20 protein-coding genes are annotated in these 21613 nt (G+C 72.0%); 15 read left to right on the forward strand and 5 right to left on the reverse strand.

The genetic code is table 11. The features are described from left to right. Positions 1-71 precede the first annotated feature (71 nt). Entirely contained in the window at positions 72-1064 is a 993-nt protein-coding gene (gene selD / locus ACIBHX_RS44525) for a selenide, water dikinase SelD (RefSeq protein ID WP_397074061.1), read from the forward strand. Between the two features lie 10 nt (positions 1065-1074). On the opposite strand, the gene ACIBHX_RS44530 is transcribed toward selD, so the two are convergent. Further along, positions 1075-1488 (reverse strand): organic hydroperoxide resistance protein, encoded by a 414-nt coding sequence (locus ACIBHX_RS44530; protein WP_397074063.1) that lies wholly within the window; start codon positions 1486-1488, stop codon positions 1075-1077. Between the two features lie 79 nt (positions 1489-1567). Between ACIBHX_RS44530 and ACIBHX_RS44535 the strand changes: the two genes are divergently transcribed. The 5 genes from ACIBHX_RS44535 to ACIBHX_RS44555 all read left to right on the forward strand — a co-directional run bounded on the left by ACIBHX_RS44535 (position 1568) and on the right by ACIBHX_RS44555 (position 8496). Further along, positions 1568-2101 carry a TetR/AcrR family transcriptional regulator gene (locus ACIBHX_RS44535; RefSeq protein WP_397074064.1) on the forward strand — a complete coding sequence of 178 codons (534 nt, stop codon included), beginning with the start codon at positions 1568-1570 and terminating at the stop codon, positions 2099-2101. A gap of 295 nt (positions 2102-2396) precedes the next feature. Continuing rightward, positions 2397-3287, forward strand: a complete 891-nt coding sequence (locus tag ACIBHX_RS44540; protein WP_397074065.1) for an AEC family transporter — start codon at positions 2397-2399, stop codon at positions 3285-3287. A 19-nt stretch (positions 3288-3306) separates the two neighbouring features. Next, positions 3307-3474 carry a methyltransferase family protein gene (locus ACIBHX_RS44545; RefSeq protein ID WP_397074067.1) on the forward strand — a complete coding sequence of 56 codons (168 nt, stop codon included), beginning with the start codon at positions 3307-3309 and terminating at the stop codon, positions 3472-3474. Positions 3475-3655: 181 nt separating this feature from the next. Next, positions 3656-7573, forward strand: a complete 3918-nt coding sequence (locus tag ACIBHX_RS44550; protein ID WP_397074068.1) for a hypothetical protein — start codon at positions 3656-3658, stop codon at positions 7571-7573. Continuing rightward, positions 7570-8496 carry a hypothetical protein gene (locus tag ACIBHX_RS44555; protein WP_397074070.1) on the forward strand — a complete coding sequence of 309 codons (927 nt, stop codon included), beginning with the start codon at positions 7570-7572 and terminating at the stop codon, positions 8494-8496. The genes ACIBHX_RS44550 and ACIBHX_RS44555 overlap by 4 nt, the downstream gene beginning before the upstream one ends. 36 nt (positions 8497-8532) lie before the next feature. Here the strand turns inward: ACIBHX_RS44555 and ACIBHX_RS44560 are convergent, their stop codons facing one another. Further along, the gene (locus ACIBHX_RS44560) at positions 8533-10146 is read right to left on the reverse strand and encodes a hypothetical protein (protein ID WP_397074072.1); all 1614 of its coding nucleotides are present in this window, start codon (positions 10144-10146) and stop codon (positions 8533-8535) included. Positions 10147-10458: 312 nt separating this feature from the next. Between ACIBHX_RS44560 and ACIBHX_RS44565 the strand changes: the two genes are divergently transcribed. The 5 genes from ACIBHX_RS44565 to ACIBHX_RS44585 are packed head-to-tail and all read left to right on the forward strand — an operon-like array spanning position 10459 to position 14463. Beyond that, the gene (locus ACIBHX_RS44565) at positions 10459-11835 is read left to right on the forward strand and encodes an aldehyde dehydrogenase family protein (RefSeq protein ID WP_397074074.1); all 1377 of its coding nucleotides are present in this window, start codon (positions 10459-10461) and stop codon (positions 11833-11835) included. Positions 11836-11844: 9 nt separating this feature from the next. Then, positions 11845-12540 carry a TenA family transcriptional regulator gene (locus ACIBHX_RS44570; RefSeq protein WP_397074075.1) on the forward strand — a complete coding sequence of 232 codons (696 nt, stop codon included), beginning with the start codon at positions 11845-11847 and terminating at the stop codon, positions 12538-12540. Beyond that, positions 12537-12905 carry a Rieske (2Fe-2S) protein gene (locus ACIBHX_RS44575; RefSeq protein WP_397074077.1) on the forward strand — a complete coding sequence of 123 codons (369 nt, stop codon included), beginning with the start codon at positions 12537-12539 and terminating at the stop codon, positions 12903-12905. The genes ACIBHX_RS44570 and ACIBHX_RS44575 overlap by 4 nt, the downstream gene beginning before the upstream one ends. After that, positions 12902-14098 (forward strand): NAD(P)/FAD-dependent oxidoreductase, encoded by a 1197-nt coding sequence (locus ACIBHX_RS44580; protein ID WP_397074079.1) that lies wholly within the window; start codon positions 12902-12904, stop codon positions 14096-14098. Before ACIBHX_RS44575 ends, ACIBHX_RS44580 begins: the two co-directional genes overlap by 4 nt. An 11-nt stretch (positions 14099-14109) precedes the next feature. Then, positions 14110-14463, forward strand: coding sequence for a Rieske (2Fe-2S) protein (locus ACIBHX_RS44585; RefSeq protein ID WP_397074081.1), 354 nt, complete (start codon positions 14110-14112; stop codon positions 14461-14463). A gap of 204 nt (positions 14464-14667) precedes the next feature. Here the strand turns inward: ACIBHX_RS44585 and ACIBHX_RS44590 are convergent, their stop codons facing one another. Continuing rightward, entirely contained in the window at positions 14668-16353 is a 1686-nt protein-coding gene (locus ACIBHX_RS44590) for a PucR family transcriptional regulator (RefSeq protein ID WP_397074082.1), read from the reverse strand. A gap of 179 nt (positions 16354-16532) precedes the next feature. Here ACIBHX_RS44590 and ACIBHX_RS44595 point away from each other — a divergent pair, with 179 nt between their 5' ends. Then, positions 16533-16973, forward strand: coding sequence for a heme-binding protein (locus ACIBHX_RS44595; protein ID WP_397074084.1), 441 nt, complete (start codon positions 16533-16535; stop codon positions 16971-16973). On the opposite strand, the gene ACIBHX_RS44600 is transcribed toward ACIBHX_RS44595, so the two are convergent. Together ACIBHX_RS44600 and ACIBHX_RS44605 are read right to left on the reverse strand one after the other, a co-directional pair. Continuing rightward, positions 16970-18355: a sensor histidine kinase gene (locus ACIBHX_RS44600; protein ID WP_397074085.1), complete on the reverse strand. Its 1386-nt coding sequence runs from the start codon at positions 18353-18355 to the stop codon at positions 16970-16972. The genes ACIBHX_RS44595 and ACIBHX_RS44600 overlap by 4 nt on opposite strands. Continuing rightward, entirely contained in the window at positions 18352-19068 is a 717-nt protein-coding gene (locus tag ACIBHX_RS44605; RefSeq protein ID WP_397074087.1) for a response regulator transcription factor, read from the reverse strand. The genes ACIBHX_RS44600 and ACIBHX_RS44605 overlap by 4 nt, the downstream gene beginning before the upstream one ends. Before the next feature lie 90 nt (positions 19069-19158). Between ACIBHX_RS44605 and ACIBHX_RS44610 the strand changes: the two genes are divergently transcribed. From ACIBHX_RS44610 to ACIBHX_RS44620, 3 genes are read left to right on the forward strand one after another with little or no spacing between them, the layout of a single operon-like run. Further along, the gene (locus ACIBHX_RS44610) at positions 19159-20436 is read left to right on the forward strand and encodes a ferric reductase-like transmembrane domain-containing protein (RefSeq protein WP_397074089.1); all 1278 of its coding nucleotides are present in this window, start codon (positions 19159-19161) and stop codon (positions 20434-20436) included. A 9-nt stretch (positions 20437-20445) separates the two neighbouring features. Then, positions 20446-20877, forward strand: coding sequence for an FMN-binding protein (locus tag ACIBHX_RS44615; protein WP_397074090.1), 432 nt, complete (start codon positions 20446-20448; stop codon positions 20875-20877). After that, on the forward strand, positions 20877-21608 hold the full coding sequence (locus ACIBHX_RS44620) for an FAD:protein FMN transferase (protein WP_397074092.1): 732 nt from the start codon (positions 20877-20879) through the stop codon (positions 21606-21608). The genes ACIBHX_RS44615 and ACIBHX_RS44620 overlap by 1 nt, the downstream gene beginning before the upstream one ends. The last annotated feature ends 5 nt before the right edge of the window (positions 21609-21613 follow it).

Genomic DNA, 21613 nt, shown 5'->3' on the forward strand with positions numbered 1-21613 from the left:
GGCGATATCCAACGCGAACGACGCGAACCTGTAAATATCCTTCATCGTACCGCCGGGCTTAGAGTGTGATCATGAAGCGCTTGACGCAGTACGCGCAGGGCGGCGGCTGCGCTTGCAAGATCCCCGCGGGGGAACTGGAGCAGGTGCTGGCGGGCCTCGGCCTGGAGCCGCCCGCGGATCCGGCGGGCGAGCTGCTGGTGGGCCTGGAGACGGGCGACGACGCCGCGGCCGTCCGCATCGACGGCGACCGCGCGGTCATCAGCACCGCCGACTTCTTCACCCCGGTCGTCGACGACCCCTACGACTGGGGCAGGATCGCCGCCGCCAACGCGCTGTCCGACGTCTACGCGATGGGCGGCACGCCGCTGGTGGCGCTCAACCTGCTGTGCTGGCCCGCCGAGGCCCTGCCGTACGAGCTGGCGCGCGAGGTGCTGCGGGGCGGCGCGGAGGTGGCGCGCGAGGCGCGGTGTCACGTGGCGGGCGGCCACAGCATCATCGACGTCGAGCCCAAGTACGGCATGGCCGTCACCGGCCTGGCGGACCCGGCGCGGCTGCTGCGCAACAGCTCGGGACGCCCGGGGCTGCCGCTGTCGCTGACCAAGCCACTCGGTCTCGGCGTGCTCAACAACCGGCACAAGGCGACCGGCGAGGTGTTCCCCGAGGCGGTCAGGACGATGGTCACGTTGAACGACGCGGCGAGCCGGGCGGCGCTTGCGGCGGGAGCCGAGTGCGCGACCGACGTGACCGGGTTCGGGCTGCTCGGCCACCTGTTCAAGCTGGCGCGGGCCTCCGGGGTCACCGCCGTGGTCGAGGCGCCGGCCGTGCCCCTGCTGGAGAGCGCGCGCGAGGCGGTCAAGGCCGGCTACGTGCCCGGCGGGTCACGCCGGAACCTGGCCTGGGTGGCCGGCCACACCGAGGCCACCGGCGTGGGCGAGGAGGAGATGTTGCTGCTGGCCGACGCGCAGACCTCAGGCGGACTGCTGGTGGCGGGTGAGATCCCCGGGGCGCCGGTGATCGGCGAGCTCATCGCCCCAGGACCCGTGCCCCTGGTCGTCCGAGGCTGATCACGATCCCTTACTCGATCACCAGGTCGACGGGGATGTTGCCGCGGGTGGCGTTGGAGTAGGGGCAGACCTGGTGGGTGGCCTCGACGAGCTTGCGGCCCGCCTCGCCCTGGAGGTGGTCGGGCAGTTCGACGCGGAGGACGACCGACAGGCCGAAGCGGCCGCCGTCCAGCGGGTTGAGGCCGACCTCCGCGGTGACCGAGGCCTCCGACACGTCGAGCTTCTGGCGCGCGGCGACGAGCTTCATCGCGCTGGCGAAGCACGCCGAGTATCCGACCGCGAAGAGCTGCTCGGGGTTGGTGCCGTTGCCGTCGCCGCCGAGCTCCTTGGGCATGGCCAGCGTGAGGTCGAGCGTGCCGTCGTTGGTCACGGAGTGACCGTCACGGCCGGTGGAGGTGGCGATGGCGGTGTAGATGGCACTCATGTTCTCAAGCCTTCCTAGACAGACCTGTCTGTTTGGTATGAGCCCACGATAGACAGATCTGTCTGGTAAAGTCAATCTCGTGAGCGATGCGCGCCGCCGGCTGCTGGAGACCGCCTCTCGGCTCTTCTACGTCGAGGGCATCCACACCGTGGGCATCGACCGGATCATCGCCGAGGCGGGCGTGGCGAAGGCGACCTTCTACCACCACTTCAAGGCCAAGGACGACCTGGTCGGGGCGTACCTGACCCGGCAGTACGAGATGCAGCGCGAGGCGCTGGAGGCCGCGCCGGGCGACGGCGTGGAGCGCATCAAGATGATCTTCGAGCGGCTGGGGGAGCTGAGCAGGGGTCCCGGGTTCCGTGGGTGCCCGTTCCTCAACGCGGCGGCGGAATTCGCGGATCCCGCGCATCCGGTGCGGGGGATCGTGGACGACTACCGCGACTGGTTCCGCGGGTACATGCGCACGCTCCTCGGCGTGCGGGCCGACGCGGCCGTCAAGGCGGACTTCCTGCTGGTGATGCGGGACGGGGTGGCGGTCAGCGCCGGGCTGGGGGACATGTCCGCCATCCGCAGCGGCATCGACACGGCCCTCGCCACGATCGACAAGCCCTGACCTCCCCAGTCCGTATGGCTAAGGGCGCCAGTCGGGGCGGAGGAGTTCGTATTCGACGTCTCCCTGGTCCGAGCCGTCGATCTTCTCCGGCCAGTCCTCGAAGAAGGTACGGACGTAGCGGAGGCCGCAAGCAGGCCTGGGGCAACGGCTACGCGACGGAGGGCTCGCGGGCCCTCGTCGACCGCGCGTTCCGCGACCTGGGAGCGGACCGCGTCTGGGGCCAGAATGCCGCTCAACGCTACAACGACGGGTGCGGCTGGCAGGCCGCCGGTGGGTGTGAGGTATAGCTAGTGGGGTGTTCGCGGCGTTCATCCCTATCTGGGCACTCACCCTGATCGGTTACGTGGCCGGCCGCTTCCGGCTGATCGGGGAAGACGCCGACCGCGTGCTCGGCGGGTTCGTGTTCCACATCGCGATGCCCGCCGCGCTGTTCACCACCCTGAGCAGGACCCGTTTATCCGTCAGCGGGCCCGGCATCGCCGTGTTCGCCGCCAGCACGGTGATCACGATGTTCGCCGGATACCTGCTCAGCCGCCGCCTCTTCGACCGCAAGCCCGGCGAGTCCCTGCTGGGCGGGATGAGCGCCGGATACGTCAACTCCGCCAACCTCGGCATCCCGGTCGCGTTGCACGTGCTCGGCAACGCCTCCTTCCTGACCGGTGTGCTGCTCTTCCAGGTGCTCGTCGTCACTCCGGTGATCCTGGCGTCTCTGGATTCCGGGCTGCGGCTGCGGCGCCTGGTGACGTTGCCGCTGCGCAACCCGGTCATCCTCGGGCTGGCCGCCGGGGCGGCCTGCTCGATCACGGGCTGGCGCCCGCCTCCCGTGGTGGCGGATCCGCTCGCCCTGCTGGGCGCCGCCGCCGTCCCCACGGCCCTGGTCGCGCTCGGCCTCTCGCTCAACGTCCGGGGTCCCGCCATGGCCGGCCGTACCGAGGTCTTCGCGCTGTCGGCGCTCAAGCTCGCGGGACAGCCGCTGGTGGCCTACGCGCTCGGCGCCCTCATCGCGCTGCCCGCGGCGGATCTGCGCTCGCTGGTGGTCTGCGCCGCCCTGCCCACGGCCCAGAACGTCTACATCTTCGCCCGCGAGTACGGCCAGGCCGAGGCGGTGACCCGCTGGACCGTCCTGGCCGGTACCGCCCTGTCCATGGCCACCCTCGCCGTCGCCGACTGGCTCCTCAGCACCTAGCCGACTGCCGGATCGCGGATTGCTGTTCGGCGACGCCTGGCTGCTGGTGTACGCGGCCGCGCTGGCCGTGCCCGTCTTCTCCTTCGTGCACTGGTACGAGGAGCCCACGCTGCGCCGCAAGTTCGGCGCCGACTACGAGGAGTACATGCGGACCGTCCCCGGATGGTGGCCGCGCTTCAGCCGGTGACCATTGGGGGTCCCATGTCGGGTCCGAGTTGACGGTTTGTGAGGAAGTATGGTCGGCTCGTGACTCATGTTTCTGATGGGATGATTCACACCGCTTCGGGGGAGAACGCTCCATGTTGCGGTTTTCGTGGCACGCCGTGGGCCGCGTGTCCATATCCGCTTTTCTGACAAGCACCGCCTTGGTGGGGGTGCCCGCTGCCGCGCCCGCCGCGCCCGCCGCGGAAACGGGGAAACCGGCGATAACGCCTGCGCCGGCCGTACAGCAGCCGGCGCCGGCGGCGATGAACGTGCCGCTCGAGGCGTCGCTGGCGGCCAGGCCATCGGGGAAGGAGCAGGTCGGGCCGCAGGAGCCCGAGGTGACGATTCCGGCCGGGCCGCAGCTGATCGACCAGATCACCGAGGAGGCCGACGCCAGGCGGAAGAAGCAGGACCGGCTGCTGCCGGACACCTCCCAGGCTGAGCCGCTGACGCTGGGCAAGCCGCTGGCCTCGGTGGTCAAGGCGTTCGAGGCGCTGGGCAAGGCCGCGGGGCCGCTGACCTACCGGCTGTGCGTGCAGAACGCCGACCAGCAGGTCTCATGCTCGATCACCCAGCCGGTCGGCGTGCCCGTGGTCGCCGACGTCACCGGCGACGGCGATGCCGATGTGGCCGCCGACCTGGTGCCCACCGCCAGCCCGGCCGACGGCGAGGTCGGGCTGGGCTTCGCGGTCAGGCGGCTGCCGGGCAGCGACGCCGCGCTGAGGGCGCAGGTCTGGGCCGAGTACGACGGCAAGGTGGCCGTCGGCTTCGACGGGCTCAACCGCGGCGCAGGACTGTCGGGCATGGACTGGGGCTCGTTCACGGTCGACATGGCAGGCAGGAAGGTCAAGGCGAGCGTCAAGCGGACCGATCCGGCCGCGTCGATCGCCGTGATCGCCGGGCTGGTCGGCCGGACCGTGATGAGCCTGCGCCAGTCGCCGGCCACCGAAAAACTGACGGTCTCCGCCGACCTCTCCGCGCCCAGGCTCGACGTGGTCAGTTCGGCCCCGTCCCGGCTGGACGCGCTCGCGGTCAGCGGTCGGCGGTTCACCCAGGCGGTGCTCGACCCGATGCCCACCAGGGCGCGCGTCGAGCTGGACCGGGGCAAGGACGGCTCCGCCGAGATCCGCTTCGCCGGCCACTCCTCGATCAAGCAGGCGCAGCTGCACGACTACGTCTACCGCGACGGCAAGCTCGCCCGGGTCGCCAGCGTGTCGCTCGAGCACGTGCCGCCGACGTTCACCGCCAAGTACGGCACGGCCGGCGGCAAACAGGTGCTGACCGTGGACTCCGGCCGGCCCCGCGCGGGCGCGGCCAAGCTCCTCTACTTCGACCGCGCCGCGGACAAGACCGTGCTGCGCGCCGAGCTGAGCGGCCTGCCTGCCAAGGTCCGCCTGGTCAACGACCTGGCGGCGCACCGGGTCACGCACACCACCAGCTCGGCCATGGGCCGCTTCGCGGTCATCATGCAGCGCAACGAGGGCGCCATCTCCAGCCCGCGCGGCGGCCACGTCACCATGATCAAGAAGGGTGACGCGGTCGGCGTCTCCGGCCTGCTGTCGGGACTGTCCGGCTTCGACGTGACGTACGGCGCGGCCCCGCACGCCCATCTGGAGGTCGACTCGAGCGGCAGGTCGTTCCTCGGCGCGGCCAGCATCGACGGCACCCACGTGGCCAGACTGGAGATCTCCAACACCCCGGCCAAGGTCGACGTCACCCTCGACCCGGCCGCCAGGAAGGCCGTCTACCAGGCCAGCGGCGTGATCACCAAGCTGCGGGCCGCCTACGCCAACCTCAAGAGCGGCCCCACCATCGACGGCACCGTGCTCGGCGTGCACGACGACGTCAAGGCCGCGTGGGAGCTGGGCGCCCGGTCGACCGTGACCGTGGACACCTCCTCCAAGCTGCGCCAGATCGGGATCTACGCCAACAAGGACTACGTGACCTCGGCGCAGGGCGAGGACCTCAGAGCCACCGTCGAGGGCGTCACCAAGCACCTCGAACTGGTCGCCGACACCACTGCCAAGACCCTGACCTGGCACTCCTCCGCGCCGGTCGACTCGGTCGACGCGCTGGCCAGGGCGAAGTACCAGGGCCGCTACCTGCGCGCGGCCGCGCACGTGACGGGCGTGCCCGCCCGCTTCGACGCCTCGTGGGGCGCCTCCGGCTACCGCTTCCGCGGCCTGTCGGGCCCACTCGGCTCGGCGTCGGTGGCCTTCACCAACCACGACGGCGCCAAGGCTCCGGCGGGACCGCACCTGGCCGCGCACTACGACCAGGCCTCCGGCGACCTGGACGCCAGCGTGCAGGTCAAGGGACTGAAGTCGGTCGAGTTCGCCCCTGCTGAGCAGGGCTTCACCGCCGACTTCGGCGCCGCCAGGCAGACGCTCGCGCTCGACGCCGACCTCACCCAGGGCGACCTGCGCTTCGGCGTGCTCGGTCGGCTCGGCCCCGTCCCCGGCAAGCTCGCCGTCGGCGCCGCTAACGGCGCCTTCACCTACTCGGGCCCGAACCTGGACCTGAAGGGCCGCGCCTGGCTCGGCAAGAGCGCCGCGCTGGCCGGGATGCAGCCCGCCCCAGCCGTCGCGGGCGGCCTCTCGCTGGTCGACGGCGGCTGCCCCGGCTGCGCCGACCAAGGTCCTTTCTGTACGGCGGGCCGCGGCTGCTTCGGCATCCAGGGCTACTTCGACGTGAGCGGGCTGCCCGACCAGGTGACGGTGGACGTGGCGAAGAAGACGTTCACCTTCGACGGGTTCCGCCCCAAGCGGCGCAGCCTGGCCGTGTACCTGGCCAGCTCCGTCGTGGCGCCGGTACCGATCAAGGCCAAGGCCACGCTCACCGGCCTGCCCACCAAGATCACCAAGCTGTCGCTGGGGCCGATCGACGTGGCGGGCAACGCCGTCAACGCCGGCTACCGGATCCAGCCGGCCGCCACCCTCGGGTCGCTTGACCTGCAGGCCGACGCGGGCGCGCTGCGCGGTCGCGTGTCGATCGACCCGGTTCCCGCGGCGGTGGCCGTCCAGGGAACCTACGGGCCGCAGACCAGGATCAGGGTGACGAACTCGGCGGCGGTCAAGCGGCTGGACGCGAAGCTGACCGTGGACGGGCAGGGCAGCGGCGAGATGCGTTTCAGCGACGTGCCCGCCACGTTCGGCGTGGACGCCGACGCCAGTGGCGGCGCGCTGCGCGTGCCCGCCGTCACCTACCACGCGCCGGGCGGCGTCAACACGCTCGACGGGTATCTGGGCGTCGAGGGCGGGCTGATCGACAGGTCGGGGCGGCTCGGCGACGTGTCGCTCGCGGTCAAGGACCTGGCGGCCGACACCACGGTCAGGCTCAACCCCGACCAGTCGATCGACCTGGTGTCCAAGCCGGTGCCGACGGGAAGAGTCGAGCTGCACGCCGGGCTGCGCGTGGACGGCGTGCCGCGGCAGCGGATCGCCGTCAGCAAGGACGTGCCCTACACGAGCGGGTTCCTGTCCTACCAGGTCGGCGGCGACTTCGGGCTCGGGCCGAGCACGATCAAGGACGTGTCGTTCGCTGTGCGGAAGATGTCCTGGCTGAAGATCCGGCCGGGGAAGGTCCCGTTCGGCATGAAGGCGTCGCCCGCGCTCGGCTTCGTCGCGCCCGGGTTCGAGGGGGGCTACGACCGGATCGACATCGGCGCCAGCGGCGTGGACCTGCGGCCTGACGTCCGGCTCGACGTGAAGCTGTCGCGCAAGCTGGGCGAGGACCTCTTCCGCGACTCGATGCGGCTCGGCCCCGTCACCTCGCTGTCGCTGCGCCGCTACGACCAGCGGATGCGGCGCATCGGCAGCAAGCAGGCGATCAGCGCGGCCGGGATCCAGCTGGCCTGCCTGACCGTGGACGCCAAGCCCGGGTACGCGGCGGGCAGGGGCTCGAACTCGATCTCGCTGCGCGGGGCGGACGGGCCGCAGATGGTCTCCCTGCTCGACCCCGGCGGCCAGGTGCCCGGGTACGCGGTCGACCTGCTGACCCACTTCATGTCGCCCTTCCCTGGGGCCGACTGGCGGGTGGCGGGGGTGAACGCCGGGCACTGCGCCACTAGTGTGAAGCGATGATCGCGCTGGCGCTGTCGCTGCTGCTGTCGTGGCAGGTGGTCTACACCGAGCCGCCCCACCCGTGGCTCGAACTCGACCACGGCACCCGCTTCCAGGACATCGCGGCCACCGACGCCAGGCACGCCTGGGCGGTGGGCGAGAACCAGTGGGGCACCGACGGGCACTACTCGGTGCTGGTGCGCTGGGACGGCACGTCGTGGCGGCGCCAGGTCCTGCCGAAGAAGGGCGCCTGGCTCGACCTGGCGAAGGTCGACGCCTCCCGGCCCGGCAACGTGTGGGTCGTCGCGCAGGACTACGAGGGCGGTAACGACGGGCTGCTCCGCTACGACGGCCACCGGTGGCGCTTCCTGGGTCTGCGCGGCGCCACGGAGGCCGTCGCCGTGGGCGAGGACAAGGCGTGGGCGTTCACCCCGAAGCACGCCTACCTGTTCGAGGGGAACGGGCGGCAACGCTTCGACGTGCCGATCACGGTGGAGGCCGCCGACGCCCTGGCCGAGGACGACATCTGGGCGGTCGGCTACGAAGGGGACGGATCCACGCAGCCCGCCGCCGCCCACTTCGACGGCCGCGCCTGGACCCGGGTGCCCGTGCCGCCCGTGGCCGGCGAAGGCACCCACGAGCTGACCGCCGTGCTCGCGATGTCGCCCACCGAGGTCTGGGCCTCCGGCGCGAACGACCTGGACACCCCGCTGCTCTACCGGTGGGACGGCACCCGGTGGGCGGCCGTCGCGCTCAGGTCGGCGCCCATCACCTCCCTCATCCGGCATCACGGCCAGGTCTGGGCCGCCGACGGGAAGAACCTGCTGCGGCAGGACGGCGGGCGGTGGCTGCGCAACACGCCGCCGAGGCCCATCACCGCGCTCGCCGACGGCGGCGGGCGGGTGTGGGCCCTGAGCGGCAAGCGGATCCTGCGGCTCCGCTAGAAGGGCTCTGCTAGAAGACTCCGTCGGCAGCCTTCGCTAGAAGACGAGTACCGCGAACAGCGTCGCGGCCACCAGGCCGGCGATCACCGGGACGAACGCCTTCCTGGCCAGGTCGAGCACCGGCACCCGGGCGAACCCGGCCACCGCGATCAGCGACGACCACGCGATCAGGACGCCGCCGCCGGACCACACACAGCCCATCTGGCCGACCGCCGCCAGCGTCGCCGGGTCCATGCCGACCGCCGGTCCCAGCGCCCCCGACAGCGACCCGGTCAGCGGCAGCCCGGCGAATCCCGATCCGTCGAGCCCGGTGATCACGCCCACGGTCAGGATCGAGAACGCCATCAGGAACGAGTTGTGCGGGATGCCCTGCTGGGCCGCGCTCACCAGATCGAACAGGAAGTTCGGCGCCTTGGCGCCCTCCTCGAGCCCCATGATCCTGGCGGCGAAGTCGGCGTTGCCGATGAAGAAGAAGCCCGCGATCGGCAGCACGATGCCCATCGCCTTCACCGAGAACACCAGCCCGTCCACCACGTGCTCGGCGCACGTCTCCAGGCTCCGCCGCCCGTCGGTCACCAGCGTGGCGAACAGCAGCAGTACCGCGACCACCCCGCCCACCAGCGCCGCCGCCTGCCCGCCGATGGTGTCGGGCACCAGGTCGGTGAACTTGCCCAGCAGCATGTACGCCACCAGGGCGGCGAACGTCACCGGCACGATCACCGCGAACGCCTTCGACCGCGCCACGGCCCGCCGCGCCCCGCCCGCGTCCATCGGCTCGTCGTCGCCCTCGTCGGTGACGACGGCCGTGGCCACGCCCTGCCCGCCGTCGAAGGAACCGCCGTCCACCGAACCGCCGTCCACCGAACCGCCGTCCAGCGAGCCGCCGTCAGCCGTCCCGGCCGAGGCCGCCTGGGCGGCGGCCGTCCTGCCCTTCCTCGAGCCGGTCGTGCGCGGCGCCGCGGCCAGGCCGGTGCTCGCCGCACCCTCCCAGGCCAGTAAATGGTCGACGCTGGGCGCCTGGATGCTGCGGCGGGTCATCAGGTAGCCCAGCACCAGCGCGATCACCCCGACGATCAGCGACAGCACCATCGCCCGGTCGGCCACCACGGTCGTCCCCACCCCGGCCGCCTTGGCCGACAGTCCGGGCGCGACCTGCATCACGTAGTCGCTCGACAGTGCCATCCCCTGACCCGCGATCGCCACTGACAGCCCGGCCGCCAGCGGCGGCAGCCCGGCCCTGATCGCCACGGGCAGCAGGATCGCCCCGATGAGCGGCACGGCGGGGGTCGGCCAGAAGAACAGGCTGATGACGTACGTCACGCCGGCGATCACCCAGAACGCGGCGTGACCGTTGCGCATCACCGCGCGGAACGGCTCGATCATCCGCTGGTCCGCCCCGATCGCCTTCAGCGCCCCGAGCAGCGCCGTCACCAGCGCGATGATGAGGAAGATGTTGAACAGCTCGGCCGCCGCCGTCAGGCTCGCCCCGAAGATCGACTGCAACCCCTTGACCAGGTCGCCGGTGAACGCCCAGGCGGTGAAGAACGTGGCCGCCACCGCGGGGATGACGATGTTCTTTCGCATGATCATGACTGCGATGATCACTACTATGCCGGCCAGATAGATCCAGTGAGCGGCACCCAGGTTCATGGCACCTCCCTTTCTTGACGGGCGGAGATGCACAGAATCTGCTCGGTCCCCGTTCGGTGAACAATGAGAAAACTGCACATTAGGCGGCCGATCGTTTGTGCAGCCTGCCAGCGATCCGCGCGCCGCGTCCAGGCTTCCCGATTCGCTGTGCAGAGCGCCCATGTTTCGCCCGCCAGGTGCGGCACATTTCCCATATCCGGGTCCGTCTGATGGCGCCGAGACTGACCCCGTGCGACGACCTCAAGGCGAATACGAGCTCGCGGTGCGCCAGCCGTACGTGCCCTGTTGGGCGGCAGCCGTACAGGAGGAAGCGTGAACCTCATCGCAGGGCACTGGACACCCGCGCTGTCCGGCGAGACCTTCGCCAGGCGCAACCCCGCCGACCCGGACGACGTCATCGGCGAGTTCCCGCAGTCGGGACGCGCGGACGTGGCCGCGGCCGTCGACGCGGTCGCAGAGGGAGCCGGCGCCTGGGCGGCCGCCCCCGCCGACGAGCGGGCGCGCGTGCTGGTCAGGGCCGCGGAGCTGCTGGAGGTACGGCGGGCCGAGCTGACCGCCGAACTGGTCAGGGAAGAGGGCAAGACGCCCGCCGAGGCAGCCGTGGAGACCTCGCGAACCCCGCTCAACCTGCGCTTCTACGCCGCCGAAGCGCACCGGATCGGCGGCGAGACCTACCAGGCCGACAGCACGCTCGTCTACACCTGGCGCGAGCCCGTCGGCGTGGTGGGCGCGATCACGCCGTGGAACTTCCCGCTCAACATCCCCTCACGCAAGCTCGGGCCGGCGCTGGCCGCCGGCAACGGGGTGGTGTTCAAACCGTCGCCGGTGACGCCACTGACGGCGCAGCGCCTGGTCGAGGCGCTGCTGGCCGCCGGAGTGCCACCGGGGGCGCTCGCGCTGGTGCACGGCGGAGCTGAGCCGGGCGCCGCGCTCGCCGAGGACCCGCGGGTGGGCGCGGTGACGTTCACCGGCTCGACCGCCGCGGGACGCGACATCCATCGCAAGGTGGGGCCGGAGCGGCGGGCGCAGCTGGAGATGGGCGGCAAGAACCCGGTCGTGGTGCTGCCCGACGCCGACCTCGGCAGGGCCGCCCGGCTGATCGTGAAGGGCGCCTTCGGGCTCTCCGGCCAGGCGTGCACCGGCACGAGCCGGGTGATCGCGCCGCCGGAGGCGCACGACGCGCTGCTCGAGCGCGTGGTCAAGCTCGCGCAGGAGCACGAGATGGGGCCGCTCGCGGCCGACTTCCAGCTCCGCAAGACCCTCGAGTACGTCCGCGTCGGCCAGGAGGAGGGCGCGCGGCTGGTCTCCGGCGGGCAGCGCCGCGACGGCAGGGGATTCTTCGTCACGCCCGCGATCTTCGCCGAGGTCACGCCGGGGATGCGGCTGGCGCGGGAGGAGATCTTCGGCCCGGTGCTGGCCTTCCAGCGGGCCGCGGACTTCGACGAGGCGATCGCGCTGGCCAACGGCACCGACTACGGGCTGGCCGCCGGGATCGTCACCCACGACGTCCGGCGGGCGCTGGAGTTCGCCAGGCGCAGCCGCAGCGGCCTGGTCAAGGTCAACCAGCCGACCACCGGAATGGCGATGAACGCGCCCTTCGGCGGGATCGAGCAGCCGTTCAAGGAACAGGCGGGCCCCGCACTCATGCATTTCTACACGCACCAGAAGACCGTCTACCTCTCGGAATAGGAGCAGGACATGCTGTTGTCGAGGGACGAGTTCCGCCAGGCACTGCAGGACGCCATCAAGGGCCGCGAGGCCAAGAACGCCTCCTTCAGCCAAGCCTGGGCCGACGGCAAGCTCAAGCGCGAGCACTTCGCCCGCTGGGCCGAGAACCACTACCACTACGTGGGGCCGTTCGCCGACTACCTCGCCTACGTCTACGCCAACACGCCCGACGAGTTCACCGGCGCGAAGGACTTCACGCTGCAGAACATGTACGAGGAGGAACTCGCCGACATCAGGCACACCGATCTGCTCATCAAGTTCGCCGAGGCGTGCGGCACCACGCGGGAACGCGTCGAGGACCCCGGCAACATGAATCCCATCACCCGCGGACTCCAGTCATGGTGCTACGCGGTTTCCATGCGCGAGCATTTCGTGGTCGCCACCGCCGCGCTCGTGGTCGGCCTCGAATCGCAGGTGCCCAGCATTTACCGCAGGCAGATCGTGCCGCTGCGCGAGGTGTACGGATTCACCGAGGACGAGATCGAGTTCTTCGACCTGCACATCACCTCGGACGAGGTGCACGGCGAGCGCGGATATCAGATCGTGCTCGACCACGCCGACACCCCCGAATTGCAGCAGCGCTGCCTGAAGATGTGCCGGTGGGGCGCCGAAATGCGCTTCTCCTACACCCAGGGCCTCTACGACTACTACGTCAAGTCGTCATGAGCTGGGTCGAGGCCGCCTCCCTGCGCGAGCTGACCAGGCGCAGGCGCAAGCTCGTCGAGGTGGGCGGGCAGCAGGTCGCGTTGTTCCTGGTCGAGGGGACCGTCTACGCGCTGCGCGACGTCTGCGTGCACAAGCAGCGCTCGCTCAGCAACGGGACGATCCTGCACGGCCGGGTCATCTGCCCCGGGCACCAGTGGTCCTTCGACCCGGCCACCGGGCAGGCGGACGGTCAGACCGAGTGCCAGCCGACCTACGCGGTCCTGGTCGAGGGTGACGTGATCTACGTGGATCCGCGCCCGCGCACCGCGCGGGCTGTCGCGGTCCCCACGCCCTCGGTCGCCGTCTCTGGGGAGGGGAGCGTGTGATCCGGTACGTGATCATCGTGGGGGCCGGGCAGAGCGCCGCCGTGACCGCCAGGACGCTGCGCCGCCGCGGCTACGACGGCAGCCTGCTGATCATCGGCGACGAGACGGCGCCGCCGTACCAGCGGCCACCCCTGTCGAAGGAGTACCTGGCGGGGGAGGCGAGCGTCGGCGAGCTCGCGCTGCTCGGCGAGCAGTGGTGTGCGGACAACGACGTGGAGCTGCGGCTCGGCACGCGCGCCGCCGCCGTCAAGGGCCGCGAGGTCGAGCTGGACGGCGGGGCCGTGCTGACCGCGGACGCGCTCGTGATCGCCACCGGGGCGCGGCCCCGCACGCTGACCGGCGTGGCGGGGGAGCGGGTCCGGTACCTGCGCACCGTGGCCGACGCCGACCGGCTGCGGGCGGACCTGGTGCCCGGGGCACGGGTGGTCGTGGTGGGGGCCGGGTTCATCGGCTCGGAGGTGGCCTCGACCGCCCTGGGCAGGGGGACCTCGGTGACGGTGCTCGAAGGCCTGGACACCCCCTTGCAGAGGATCCTGGGTAAGCGCATCGGGCAGGTCTGCGGCGCCCTGCAGCGGGACTCGGGCGTCGACCTGCGGACCGGGATGTCCGTCACCGGGTACGCCGAGACCCCGGACGGGGCCCAGGTCACCACGGGCGACGGGCAGGTCTTCGCGTGCGACGTCGTGGTCGTGGGCGTCGGCGTGACGCCCAACACCGAGCTGCTCGCCGGGTTCGACGTCGGCGACGGCGTGCTGGTCGACGAGCACGGGCTGACCAGCGTCGAGGGGGTGTACGCGGCCGGCGACGTGGCCCGCCACCATCACCCGCTCTACGGCCGGCGGGTCCGGGTGGAGCACTTCGACCACGCCAGCGCGCATGGGACGGCGGTGGCCAAGAACCTGCTCGGACAGGCCACGCCGTACAGCGCGCCGCACTGGTTCTGGTCGGACCAGTTCGACCGCAACCTGCAGTACGCCGGGCACTGCGAGACGTGGGACCGGCTCGTGATCCGCGGCGATCCCGAGACGTACGACTTCGTCGCCTTCTATCTGCGTGAAGGGCGCATCGAGGCGGCCTTCGGGATGGAGCGGGGCGGCGACATCGCGGTCGCCCGGCAGCTCATCGCGGCGGCGGCCGCACCGGACCCGCGGGCGCTGGCCGACGAGGACGTCGACCTGATCGACCTGTTGTGAGGAGGAATCTCATGGACTACCAGCGGGTGGCCCGGTCGGGACAGGTGCCCGACGGCGTCGTGCGGCGCTTCTTCGTGGGGGAGGTCGAGCTCGCGGTGGCGCGGTGGGGCGGGCGCGTGTACGCCATGTCCAACTACTGCACCCACCTCGAGTGCCTCCTGTCGTCCGGGCACGCCACAGAGGACGGGTTGCGGTGCTCGTGCCACGGCAGCGTCTTCGACTACGACACCGGCGACCCCATCCAGCCGCCGGCCACCCGCCCGATCCGTACCTACCCGGCCAAGGAAGAGAACGGCGAGATCCTCGTCCTCCTCCCGCCCGACGCCACCAACGACCGCCCCCGCGCCCGCCCGACGCATCGCTAGGGTTTTTCAATCCACCTCGCCGACCCGGCGTGCGGTTGCCGTCGTACGGCGGGACGAGGGACCGTGGACGCGGATTCCGGGCGCCGTGACGGCGAGTAAGCGGCACCGACTCGCCGGAAGCGCCGGATGCGGGCCCTGAGCACACGACGGCGGGCGGCCGGTGGCGGCCGCCCGCCGTACCTCCGAAAAGACCTTCGGAAAGATCTAGTGGATGGGTGGGGTGAACTCCTCGGTGAGGGCGCCGGTGACGGCGGCGAGGGTGTCGATGTGGTGGGCGAGCCACACCATGAACTGGGTGTCCGCCGAGCGGATGTCCATGCGCAGCGCCCGGGAGGCGCGGTCGAGCTTGTACAGCATCGTGTTGCGGTGCAGCTTGAGCGTGCGGGCCGCGGCGTTGAGGTTGCCCGCCGACCTGATGTAGGCGATCACCACCTGTTCCAGGTCCCCCGTCTGGCTGTGCACCCGCCGCAGCGACTCCAGGATCTCCCGCGCGAACGCCTGACCCTCCGCGCTGGCCGCCACCGACTTGAGCGCCGCGTAGATCCGCAGGTCGTCGTACCCGCACACGGCCGCCGCGCCCGTGTGCCTGGCCAGGCCCATCGCCACCCGCGCCTCGTAGTAGCTGGCCGCCACGCCGGCCGCCCCGTCTCCTGGCCGTCCAGAGGTGACCCGCAGGTCGTCACCGAGCCGCGGCCCGAGCGTCCGATGCAGCTGCTGCGCGAAGTGCGTGATCGCCTGCTGCTCCGACAGCGGGTCGCCCTCGGGGATCTGCCGGATCACGACCACGAACGTGGCCACCGCCGCCGCCAGCGTCCACCGGTTGGCCGACGGCTCGACGCCCTGCGCGACGCGCGTGATGGTGGCCGCCCTGCGCTGGTCGCTGCGCCCCGTCGGCACCAGCGCGGGCGCCGTCACGACATGTACGGCATAGCGTCCGGTCACATCGAAACCATGGTGCCGCGCCCTGGCCTCCAGCTCGTGGGCATCGGCGAAGCGCCCGTGTACCAGCGACTCCACGAAGTCGCCCCTGGCCCGCTCCTCGGCCGCCCGCACCGACCGCTGCCGCAGCATCTCCGAGCCCGTCAGCGTCGCGCCGTGCTCGGCCACCACCCGGTGCTGCGCCAGGTCGTGCTCGTCGGGCGGCGACCCGGACTCGACCAGCACGAGCCTGCCGTACAGATCCCCGCCGACGACGATCGGCGCGATCAGCACCCGAGGCCCGTCGGGGTGCAGGTCGAGCTCGGCGACGCCGTCCTGGCCGAGCTCGGGCAGCCGCTCGGCCAGCTCCTCGGCGATCGCGTCAGGGTCGAGGGCGGGACCGTCGAAGCCGGCGTAGGCCTGAGTCTCGCCGTCGCCGTCCAGGACCAGCACGGGCCCATGTGACAGCCCGGAGATGGCCCGTGCCATGGCCGGGATGCCGGAGCCGCGGGCCAGCACCTCGGCCAGCGCCCTGTGCACCCGGGTGCTGTACTCCAGCACGTGCGAGGCCTGCGCCAGCGCCTTCTGCCCGACCAGCCGCCCGACCGCCCGGTACCCGGCGGTCGGGCCGAGCAGCAGCAATGGCAGTCCCGCGGCGTCGGCGGCGGAACCGGCCGCCGAGAGATCGGGATCTGGCCCGTCATCGGCCGGATGGGCGAACAGCGCGGTGGCCTCCCGCCTGGCCAGCCCGGTGATCAGCTCGGGGGACAGGACGGCCGCGGGGAGGTGGACGACCACGCCGTCGAGCCCGTCCTGCGGCCCGACCTCCGACAGCGGCAGGCACCAGGAGGCGGTGCCGCCGAGCCCGGCCTGGCCGCCGATGAGCCGCCCGCGTAACAGCGGTTCCGCGAGCAGGGTGCTGAGAGGGATGCGTCCGTTGCAGTCGATGCCGTCATGGTGCTGTTGTGCCATGTGCCCAATTCCTGTCCCGCTGGTTCGGCATTCTGTCCATTGCCCGAGTTCGGGGTCCCTCGGAGACTGACGGTGCCGTCCTGCAGCGGGAAGGAGCCCACCCCAGTCTGCTTTCCCTGGATTTTCTCCGCAATAGGCCATTTGTCCGGGTCGTTGCGCGACCCAGCCTGGAGTGACACATGCATCTGGTCCACCGTTTGACCCTCGAAGACGCGCTGGTGATGCTGGAGGCGGCCGAGCACGAGGCCGCCAGGATCGGCGTGCTGCAGACGATCTGCATCGCCGACGACGGCGCGCATCCCATCGCCCTGCACCGGATGACCGGCGCACGCCTGACCGGCGTGGAGATCGCGATCGCCAAGGCGTTCACCGCCGCCGGGCACCAGCGCGACACCCACCGCTTCAACGAGCCGCCCGACGGTCCCGCGCTGCCGGGCAACGAGGCGTTCGGGATCAGCCACATGCATCCCGGCAAGTTCGCCGTCTTCGTGGGCGGGTTCCCGATCGTGCACGAGGGCCAGGTGGTGGGCGCCGTGGGGGTGAGCGGCGGCACCGGCGATCAGGACAAGGCGGTCGGCGCCGCCGCCCTCCGGGCGTTCCAGGAGAAGATCGCGGGCTAGCCGGGCAGGCGAACCAGGAAGCGGGTGTGCCCCGGGCGGCTGTCCACCTCCACCGTGCCCTGGTGGGCCGAGACCACGGCCCGCACGATCGCCAATCCCAGCCCGGTCCCGCCCGACGCGCGGGACCGGCCGCGGTCGGACCGGGAGAAGCGCTCGAAGACGTCGACGCCCGGCGCGATCCCCGGTCCGGTGTCCGTGACCGTCACCTCGGCTCGCCCGTCCGCCTTCGCCACGGCCAGCGTCACCGTCGTCCCCGGTGGCGTATGGACGCGGGCGTTGGCCAGCAGGTTCACCACCACCTGCCGCAACCGGCCCGGATCGCCGCACACCACCACGGGAGACTCGGGCAGGTCCAGCCGCCACACGTGCGACGGCCCGGCGGCCTGGGCGTCGCCCGCCGCCTCGACGGCCAGCCGGCTCAGGTCCACCTCCTCGCGCGCCAGCGGCCTGCCGGCGTCGAGCCTGGCCAGCAGCAGCAGGTCCTCCACCAGCTCCGTCATCCGCCCCGACTCGGCGGAGATGCGTCCCAGGGCATGCCGTACCTCGGGGGACAGGTCGGCGCGGCGCAGCGCGAGCTGCGCGTGCCCGCCGATGGCGGCCAGCGGGGAGCGCAGCTCGTGGCTGGCGTCGGCGGCGAACGAGCGCAGGCGCTGCTCGCCCCGGTGCCGCCGGGCCAGCGCGTCCTCGACGTGGCCGAGCATCCGGTTGAACGCCGTGGCGACCTGGCCGATCTCGGACCGCGGGTCGGCGTCGGGAGCCCGTTCGGCCAGCGTGACCTCACCGCTGGCCAGCGGCAGCTCGCTGACCCTGCGGGCGGTGGCCGCCACGCGGTCCAGGGGGCGCAGCGCCAGCCGTACCCAGAAGAAGCCGGCCACGGCCGTGACCAGCAGCGCCCCGCCGAACAGGGCCAGCTCGACCAGCTGCAGGCGGCGCAGCGTCTGCTCCACCTCCTCCAGCGGCAGCCCGGTGATCAGCACGTCGCCGTCGTTGCCCGGCAGCGCCCTGACCCGGTACTCGTCGAGCGAGGACAGCTCGATCGAGCGGGCGTTGCCGTCGGCGGGCAGGGAGGCGAGCAGCACCTGGTCCGTGGCGTCGAGCGTGGAGCCGAGACCGGCATAGCCCGTGACCACGCCGGCGTTCGTGACCCGGCCGTTCAGCAGCCTGGCGCCGAACGTGCCGGGGATCTGGCCGCGCGTGTCGCCGAGCTGCTGGTGCTCCAGGCTGGTGGCGAAGCGGACGCCCGCACTGACCAGCTGGGCGTCGACCCGCTCCACCAGCACGTGCTGCGTGAACAATGAGGAGGCCACGCCCACCGCCAGGCAGGCCGCGGCCAGCAGCGCGAGCACCCCGGCGAGCAGCCGCCAGCGCAGCGTGTGCCTCATGGCGGTGGTGGCTTGAGCACGTAGCCGACGCCGCGCACGGTGTGGATCAGCGGCGGGTGCCCGGCGTCGATCTTCTTGCGCAGGTAGCTGATGTACAGCTCGACCACGTGCGCCTGGCCGCCGAAGTCGTAGGACCACACCTCGTCCAGGATCCTGGACTTGCTGAGCACCCGGCGCGGGTTCAGCATGAGCAGCCTGAGCAGTGCGAACTCGGTGGGCGTCAGGTCGACCAGGGTGCCCGCCCTGGTGACCTCCCTGGCGTCCTCGTCCATCACCAGGTCCGCCACCACCAGCCGGTCGCCGTCACCCGGACGGGCCATGCCGGCCCTGCGCAGCAGCCCGCGCAGCCTGGCCACCACCTCCTCCAGGCTGAACGGCTTGGTGACGTAGTCGTCGCCGCCCGCGGTGATCCCGGCCACGCGGTCCTCGACGGCGTCGCGCGCGGTCAGGAACAGCACGCACAGCTCGGGAGCACGCTCGCGCAGCCTGCGCATGACCTGCAGTCCGTCCATGTCGGGCAGCATGACGTCCAGGACCACCGCGTCCGGCCCGAACTCGGCCGCCGCTCGCAGCGCGTCCGTGCCGCACCCGGCCGTGGCCACCTGCCAGCCCTCCTGGCGCAGCACGCCGTCGAGCACCTCGACCAGGCCGGGCTCGTCGTCCACGACGAGGATCCTGATCGGGGCGCCATCGGGTCGCAGCAGTTCCACCATCGCCGCTCAGAGTAGGGCCGACTTCTGAGAATCGCCTAAACATGCCCTGTTCAGAGGGAAAGCAGAGAAACGCCTGGCACGGTGGCGCCTGTGAGGAACACCCTGCTCGCCGTGATCGGCCTGGGCGCCGTCGCCGTGCTGGCCCTGTGGTGGCACGACACGGCCGCCGTGGCCGGGCCGTCCGGCTGGCTGACCAACGCCGGACGGATCACCGGCCTGCTCGCCGGGTACGGCCTGGCCGTCCTGCTGGCGTTGATGGCCCGCGTCCCGGCGCTGGAGCGCGGAGTGGGCACCGACACGCTGACCCGCTGGCACGCGATGGGCGGCCGGTACGTGGTCGGCCTGGCCCTGACCCACGCGCTGGCCACCATCTGGGGGTACGCGCTGGCCGACGGGGCCGGCGTGGTCGGCGAGTCGGTCACGATGGCGCTGACGTTTCCCGAGGTGCTCAAGGCGACCGTGGCGGTGCTGCTGCTGGCCGGCACCGGGATCGTGTCGGCCAGGGCGGCGCGGCGGCGCCTGCGCTACGAGACGTGGTACCTGCTGCACTTCTACACCTACCTGGCCGCCTGGCTGGCCTTCGGGCACCAGCTGGCCACCGGCGCCGAGTTCGCCGGCGACCGAGCGGCCCAGACCGCCTGGTACGCGCTCTACCTCGGGGTGGCCGCGCTGCTGCTGTGGTACCGCTTCCTGGCCCCGGTGGCGCTGTCGTGGCGGCACCGGCTGCGGGTGGCCGAGGTCGTCAGGGAGGCGCCCGGCGTGGTGTCCATCCGGATCACCGGCCGCGACCTCGGGCGCCTGCGGGCCGAGCCGGGCCAGTTCTTCCGCTGGCGGTTCCTGACGCGGCGGACGTGGTGGTCGGCCAACCCGTACTCGCTGTCGGCGCCGCCCGGCGACGGGTCGCTGCGCATCACGGTCAAGGCCCTGGGCGACCACAGCGCGGCGCTGACCCGGCTGCGGCCGGGCACCCTGGTGTTCGCCGAGGGCCCGTACGGCGCGCTCACCGCCCGCCGCGGCAAGCGGGACCGGTCCCTGCTGATCGCCGGCGGGGTCGGCATCACCCCGCTGCGCACCCTGTTCGAGACGCTGCCCGGCGAGGTCACGCTGCTCTACCGGGCGCGCGAGCCGGTGCTGCGCGCGGAACTGGAGGCCATCGCGGCGGCCCGCGGCGCCCGCCTGTTCGTGTCGGCCGGGCCGCGCCCCGCCGACCTGCTCGATCCCGCCACCCTGTCACGGCTCGTGCCCGGCCTGCCCGAGCACGACGCCTACGTCTGCGGGCCGCCCTCGATGGCGGGTGCCGCGATCGACGCACTGAAGGCGGCCGGGGTGCCGCCCCGCCGCATCCACCACGAGTCGTTCGAGTTCTAGGGGGTTGCGATGCTCCGGATCGCGCTGGCCATCGTCGTCACCGCCGTGGGCCTGGTCCTGCTGCTGTCGTTCAAACCGCACGCGGTCACCACCGCGGCCCTGCCGCCCGCCGCCGCTCACTCCACGCCGTCCGCTCGCACCACTCCCGGCGCCGGCACGGCCACCGCCCAGGACTACACCGGAGACGTCGCCGACACCCGGTGGGGTCCGGTCCAGGTGCGGATCAGCGTCGCGGGCGGGAAGATCTCCGACATCCGGGTCCTCCAGTCGCCGGACGAGAACCCGCGCGACGTCGAGATCAGCGACCGCGCCCTCCCGATCCTCCAGAGCGAGGCGCTCTCCGCCCAGAGCGCCCACATCGACAGCGTCTCCGGCGCCACCTACACCAGCGACGGCTACACGCGATCCCTCCAGAGCGCGATCGACCAGGCCGGCCTGTGATGCGCCACGCCGAGCGGGTGATGGGCACGGTCGTGTCCTTCGAGGTACGGCACGCCGGCCCGGAGGCCTGGGAGGCGGTGGCCGAGGCGGTCGAGTGGCTCCACCTCGTGGACGAGGTCTTCTCCACCTACCGCCCGGACAGCGTCATCAGCCGCCTGGCCGCAGGGGACCAGATCCGCTGCCCCGCCGAGGTGAGCGAGGTGCTGGACCTGTGCGCCCAGGTCGAACGCGACACCCTTGGCTATTTCACGCTCACCCCGCACGGCCGGCTCGACCCCACCGGCCTGGTCAAAGGCTGGGCCATCGAGCGCGCCGCCTCCCTGCTGCGCGCGGCGGGCCTGCCGGAACACTGCGTGAACGGCGGAGGCGACCTGCAAGTCGGCGCAGGGCGCTGGCGCGTCGGCATCACCCACCCGCTGCGCCCCCGCACGCTCGCCGCGGTCGTCACCGGCGGCGACCTGGCAGTGGCCACCTCCGGCACGGCGGAACGCGGCCCCCACATCGTCAACCCGCACACGGGCGGGCCCGCCATGGACCTGGCCTCCATCACCCTGGTGGGCCCCCGCCTCGCGACCGTCGACGCCTACGCCACGGCGGCCTTCGCGATGGGCCACAACGCCAGGGCTTGGGTGGATGAGCTCGACGGCATGGAAGCCTTCGCGATCACCCCCACCGGCGACACCTGGACGACCAGCGGCTGGGCGACCGGCCCCGCCCGCATCAGCGCCTGACGCCC

It is taken from the genome of Nonomuraea sp. NPDC050536 (genome assembly GCF_044457685.1).
Classification (GTDB): domain Bacteria; phylum Actinomycetota; class Actinomycetes; order Streptosporangiales; family Streptosporangiaceae; genus Nonomuraea.

What these genes read in the sequence shown, in the direction of transcription:
- selD (WP_397074061.1), top strand. Translation starts at nt 72, where the DNA reads ATGAAGCGCTTGACGCAGTACGCGCAGGGCGGCGGCTGCGCTTGCAAG.
- ACIBHX_RS44530 (WP_397074063.1), bottom strand. Translation starts at nt 1,488, where the DNA reads ATGAGTGCCATCTACACCGCCATCGCCACCTCCACCGGCCGTGACGGT.
- ACIBHX_RS44555 (WP_397074070.1), top strand. Translation starts at nt 7,570, where the DNA reads ATGATCGCGCTGGCGCTGTCGCTGCTGCTGTCGTGGCAGGTGGTCTAC.
- ACIBHX_RS44560 (WP_397074072.1), bottom strand. Translation starts at nt 10,146, where the DNA reads ATGAACCTGGGTGCCGCTCACTGGATCTATCTGGCCGGCATAGTAGTG.
- ACIBHX_RS44570 (WP_397074075.1), top strand. Translation starts at nt 11,845, where the DNA reads ATGCTGTTGTCGAGGGACGAGTTCCGCCAGGCACTGCAGGACGCCATC.
- ACIBHX_RS44575 (WP_397074077.1), top strand. Translation starts at nt 12,537, where the DNA reads ATGAGCTGGGTCGAGGCCGCCTCCCTGCGCGAGCTGACCAGGCGCAGG.
- ACIBHX_RS44585 (WP_397074081.1), top strand. Translation starts at nt 14,110, where the DNA reads ATGGACTACCAGCGGGTGGCCCGGTCGGGACAGGTGCCCGACGGCGTC.
- ACIBHX_RS44590 (WP_397074082.1), bottom strand. Translation starts at nt 16,353, where the DNA reads ATGGCACAACAGCACCATGACGGCATCGACTGCAACGGACGCATCCCT.
- ACIBHX_RS44595 (WP_397074084.1), top strand. Translation starts at nt 16,533, where the DNA reads ATGCATCTGGTCCACCGTTTGACCCTCGAAGACGCGCTGGTGATGCTG.
- ACIBHX_RS44600 (WP_397074085.1), bottom strand. Translation starts at nt 18,355, where the DNA reads ATGAGGCACACGCTGCGCTGGCGGCTGCTCGCCGGGGTGCTCGCGCTG.
- ACIBHX_RS44605 (WP_397074087.1), bottom strand. Translation starts at nt 19,068, where the DNA reads ATGGTGGAACTGCTGCGACCCGATGGCGCCCCGATCAGGATCCTCGTC.
- ACIBHX_RS44615 (WP_397074090.1), top strand. Translation starts at nt 20,446, where the DNA reads ATGCTCCGGATCGCGCTGGCCATCGTCGTCACCGCCGTGGGCCTGGTC.
- ACIBHX_RS44620 (WP_397074092.1), top strand. Translation starts at nt 20,877, where the DNA reads ATGCGCCACGCCGAGCGGGTGATGGGCACGGTCGTGTCCTTCGAGGTA.